General features: G+C 61.9%; 2 protein-coding genes and 1 pseudogene. All 3 read right to left on the bottom strand.

Translation table 11 applies throughout. The features are described from left to right. A pseudogene (locus AB4Z11_RS24115) lies at positions 1–316 on the bottom strand (hypothetical protein); the annotation flags it as partial. Between the two features lie 176 nt (positions 317–492). Further along, on the bottom strand, positions 493–3,630 hold the full coding sequence (locus AB4Z11_RS24110; protein WP_442028212.1) for an efflux RND transporter permease subunit: 3,138 nt from the start codon (positions 3,628–3,630) through the stop codon (positions 493–495). After that, positions 3,627–4,460: efflux RND transporter periplasmic adaptor subunit (locus tag AB4Z11_RS24105; RefSeq protein WP_442028210.1), on the bottom strand; the 834-nt coding region annotated here is incomplete at its 5' end. The genes AB4Z11_RS24105 and AB4Z11_RS24110, both read right to left, overlap by 4 nt.

Here is a 4,460-nt window from a genome sequence, read left to right as displayed (position 1 = left end):
GCTCAGGCGGCACAATGCGTTCCTGCGGCTTGATGCGCTCGGTGATCGCGTTTGGATTCGGCGGCAGATAAGCGCGCGTGGCCTTCGGCTTTTCCGCCTTGGCGGTCTTGGTGATCGGCTTCGGTGGCTGCGGCGTCGGCTTCGGTTTGCTGACCGGCACCGGCGCCACCCACACCATCTCGCCCTCTTTCGGGGGCGGCGTCAGCTTGATCTTTTCCTTCGGATTGAAGAAATACAGCAGCACCACCAGCAGGTGGACCAGGATCGTTGCGCCAATACCCCAACGGTTCGGCTTGCGCGAACCATACTCAAGCACGGGCCGGTCCTGTGGCATGGGCTGGCCACAGTGCGGGCAGAATTCGGAGTGCTCCTCGGGGACTTGGCTGAACTGATACAAGATATACGGTCTTCTGGACGGACTGGGATAGAAGCTTACTCAAAGTAGACATTGAAGAATGTTACAGTATGTAAGCTTCCCAACCAGCAATGATATCAGTGCTTACCGGCGGAGACCGCCTTCAGCTCGACTGCCCGTACCTGTTCTGTTGTTTCGCCGTCTTCCAGGTCCTCATCCTTCATTGGACCCGTGCCGCTGTACTTATCAAGGAACAAATAAATCACCGGGGTGATGTACAGCGTAATCACTTGCGAGAAGATCAGGCCGCCGCACACCGCCAGGCCCAGCGGCTGGCGCAGTTCGGCGCCGGCGCCCAGGCCCAAAGCGATCGGCAGCGCGCCCATCAGGGCGGCCAGCGTCGTCATCATGATCGGACGGAAGCGCAGGATACACGCTTCGCGGATCGCATCGGCCGGCTTCATATTCTGCTCGCGCTGAGCGTGCAGGGCGAAGTCGATCATCATGATCGCGTTCTTCTTCACGATACCGATCAGCATCAAGATGCCGATGATGGCAATCATGGTCAGGTCCAGCTTGAAGAACCACAGCGTCAGCAGCGCACCCACGGCTGCGGAAGGCAGGCCCGCCAGAATCGTCAGCGGGTGGATATAGCTTTCGTACAGCACGCCCAGCAGCACGTAGATCACGCCCAGCGCGGCAATGATCAGGATGACCTGGCTGCCCTGGCTGCTCTGGAACACGGCCGCGTCGCCGCCGTAGCTGGTGATGATGGAGGCCGGCAGGCCCATGTCCTGCGCCATCTTGTCGATCTTGCCGGTGGCGTTACCCAGCGGGACATCCGGCGCCAGGTTGAAGGAAATCGTGATCGCCTGCAGCTGGCCCTGGTGGTTCACCGCGGTCGGGCCAACGGTGCGCTCCACCGTCGCAAAGCTGGACAGCTGCACCAGATTGCCCGCCGTATTGCGCACCGAAATCTTGGTCAGCGCATCGTCGAAGTTGCGGTCTTCATCGGAGGCTTCCAGGATCACAAAGTAGCTGGCGGCGGAAGAGAAGATGGTCGACACCTGGCGCTCACCATACGCCAGATACAGCGCGGTACGGACGTCCGCCATCTTCACGCCCAGCAGATTGGCCTTGTCGCGGTCGATCTTCAGCTGTGCCTGCAATCCCTTGTTCTGGGAATCGCTGGTCACGTCGCGGAAATCAGAGTCTTCGCGCATCTTGTCCAGGAACTTGGAGGCCCAGCTGTTCAGTGCATCCGGGCTGACCGACTGCAGCGTGTACTGATAGCGGCTCTTGGATGGGCGGCCGCCCAGCTGCAGGTTCTGCACCGGGCTCAGATACACCGAGATACCGGCGATCTTCCTGGTGGCCTTGCGCAGATCGTCCAGCACTTGCGGCATCGGCTTGCGCTGGCTGTGCGGTTTCAGCACCAGGAACATGCGGCCCGTGTTGCCTGCGCCGGTGAAGGAAGTCACATCCTTCACACTTGGATCGGCCTGGATGGTTGCCGCAACTTTCTCCTGCAGCTCCAGCATGGCGGCAGTCGAGATATCTTCCGACGCTTCCGTGTTGACACGGATCTGGCTCAGGTCTTCCTCAGGGAAGAAGCCCTTGGGAATCGCGATGTAGAGCCAGATGGTCAGCGCAAACGTACCAAAGGCAATCGCCAGCACGATGAAGCGGTGGTGCAGCGCGATGTCCAGCGTGCGCGCATAGGCATTGCGGGTGGCGGTGAAGATGCGCTCGAAGTGGCGCCCGATGAAGCTGTCGTCGCCCGAAGTTTCGTGCGAGTCGGCCGGCATGAAGCGCGAGGCCAGCATCGGCACCAGAGTCAGCGAGACGGCAGCCGACACCAGCACGGACAAGGCCACCACCACGGCGAATTCGTGGAACAGCAAGCCCAGCACGCCTGGCATGAAGAAGATCGGAATGAACACGGCCACCAAAGAGACCGAGATCGAAACGATGGTAAAGCCCATTTCGCGCGAACCGATCAGGGCTGCCTGCAAAGGCTTCATGCCATGCTCGATATGGCGCACGATGTTTTCCAGCACCACGATCGCATCGTCCACTACCAGGCCGACAGCCAGCGTGATACCCAGCAGGGACACGTTATCCAGGCTATAGCCGAAGGCATACAGCAGGGCCAGCGCGCCGAGCAGCGAGATCGGCATGGTGATCGCCGGGATGAAGGTGGCGGCAAGGCGGCGCAGGAACAGGAAGATCACCAGCACCACCAGCACCACGGTCAATGCCAGCGTCACGTTCACGTCATGGATTGCTTCGCGGATCGACACCGAGCGGTCGTTCACCAGTTGGATGTTGACCGAAGTCGGCATCTGGGCGCGGAAGCGCGGCAGCAGGCGGCGCACGCCGTCCACCACCTGCACGGTGTTGGCGTCCGGCTGACGCTGCACCAGCAGCACGATGGAGCGCTCGCCGTTGTAGGAGCCGGCAGACTTGATGGACTGGTAGCTGTCTTCCGCCGTCGCCACATCCTTCAGACGCACCGGCTGGCCGTTGCGCGTGGCAACGATAATGTCGTTGTAGTCGGCCGCGCGCATCATCTGCGGATTGCCCATGATGGTCAGCGTTTGCTTCGGACCATCCAGGGTACCCAGCGGCGTGTTGGCGTTGGCGGATTTGATCGCCTGCTGCAGATCGTCCAGCGTCAGATTGCGCGCGTTCAGCTGGTCGGAGCGGGCGCGGATACGCACCGCAAAGCGCTTCTGGCCGTTGACCGACACCTGGGCCACGCCCGGCAGGGTCGACAGGCTCGGCGCAATCAGGTTTTCCGCGTAATCGTTCAGCTCGGACAGGCTGAGCGATGGCGAGTTCATGGTCATGAACAGCACCGGCGCATCGGCCGGGTTGACCTTGCGGTAGGACGGCAGGTCCGTCATTTCCTGCGGCAGCTGGCGTTGCGCGCGCAGCAGAGCGGCTTGCACGTCCACGGCCGCCTCATTGACGTTGATCGACGGGTCGAACTCCAGCGTCAGCGAGGTATTGCCCTGCGTGCTGGTGGAGGTAATCATCGCCAGGCCGGCAATGGTGGAGAACTGTTTCTCCAGCGGCAGCGCAACGGACGACGCCATGGTGTCCGGCGCGGCGCCCGGCAGGTCGGCCGAAACGTTGATGACCGGGGTGTTGTAGCTCGGCAGCGCGGCGACCGGAATATGGGAATAGGCCAGCACGCCAGCCAGGATCAGGCTTAGCGAGAGCAGCACCACCATGACGGGGCGCCGGATGCTCAGCTCGGAAAGGTTCATTCTGGCTTACCTTTCTGGTTGCCCGGCTCTGCGCTCAGGCCTTCTTCCTGCGCCAGCTTGGCGTCGGCGATACGCACTTTGCCGCCCGGACGCAGGTTCTGCTTGCCTTCGACGATCACCTTCTCGTTGCCCTGCAGACCATCCACCGCCACATAAGCGCCAAAGCCATACAGGCGCTTGACGTTGGTGATCTTGGCGGTCTGGTCCGGCRCAACCGTGTAGACGAACGTGCCGCGTGTGTTGGTGATGATAGCGTTTTGCGGCACCACGGTCGCCCCCTTCATGGTGGCGACGATCAGCTTGGTGGTCACATACTGGCCCGGCCACAGACGGGTGTCCTTGTTGTCGAAGCGGCCCTTCACGCGGATCTGGCCAGCGGCGGCGTCGACCGTATTGTCGACAAAGCTGAGCTCGCCAGTTACGGGCTTATCCGAATTGTTGAGGAAGACTTGCACCTGCACCTTGCCGGCGCGCTGGGCGTCCAGCAGTGCGGACAGATTGGTTTCCGGCACGTTGAAAGCAACGTTGATCGGGTCCAGTTGAGTGATGGTGGTCAGCGWGGTGGTCAGCTGTACCAGGCTGCCGGGGTAGACATTGATGGCGCCCACACGGCCGGTCTGCGGCGCGCGGATCACGTTGTAGCTCTGGTCGACCTTGCTGGCGCGGGCAGCGGCCACGTCGGACTCCAGCACGGCGCGGGCGGAATCGACTTGCGACTTCAGGGTGTCCACCGAGCTTTGCGCCATGAACTTCTGCGCCACCAGTTCCTGGGCGCGCTTGTACTGGCGTTCCAGGTCGGCCAGGTTGGCGCGGTCTTTATCGACCTGCGC

It is taken from the genome of Pseudoduganella sp. RAF53_2, assembly GCF_052113985.1.
GTDB lineage: Bacteria > Pseudomonadota > Gammaproteobacteria > Burkholderiales > Burkholderiaceae_D > Rugamonas.
This window is presented reverse-complemented; position numbering and strand designations above follow the sequence as displayed.

Coding starts and splice junctions, on each gene's coding strand:
- AB4Z11_RS24110 (WP_442028212.1), bottom strand. CDS start 3,630: ATGAACCTTTCCGAGCTGAGCATCCGGCGCCCCGTCATGGTGGTGCTG.